At 51.8% G+C, this 398-nt stretch carries 1 protein-coding gene; it reads right to left on the bottom strand.

Going from position 1 to position 398, the window contains the following annotated elements; all coding sequences use genetic code 11:
* Positions 1 to 398, bottom strand: a 398-nt coding sequence (locus B3180_RS06455; protein WP_286843623.1) for a family 16 glycosylhydrolase, incomplete at both ends; no start/stop codon positions are given.

Below are 398 nucleotides of genomic sequence, written 5' to 3'. Positions count from 1 at the left end.
GCCCCCCGGTAATCCGGCGCGTCTGGGTGCCATCCACATACCAAGCGATGTAATTTGGGGTCCATTCCAGCACATAGGTGTGGTAGCCATCGCCCATAGAAAATGGCGTTGTGTGCACACCTTCGGTTTTGGTGGTGGGGCGATTGGTACCGATAATCACATTACTCTGCCATTGAGTGGCGTTGTTTTTGCCAAAAATCTCTATGTCGATCTCCTCCCAAAAAGTGCCCGGTTGCTCGGAGCCATTTTTGTAAGTGAAGAAAGTGGATAACACCCCGCTACCTTTGGCGACCCGCATACGGATTTCATAGCGGCCATATTTATAGGTTTGTTTGGAGTAGATTTCTGCGGCCTTATAAGGCTTGGCAGTGGCGGGGCTGGTGGCGGTAAAACCGACC

This window comes from Idiomarina sp. UBA4206, assembly GCF_002383015.1.
In the GTDB taxonomy this organism is placed as follows: Bacteria; Pseudomonadota; Gammaproteobacteria; order Enterobacterales; family Alteromonadaceae; genus Idiomarina; species Idiomarina abyssalis.
Note: the sequence above shows the minus strand (reverse complement) of the source record. Positions and strands in the feature narration are given on the sequence as shown.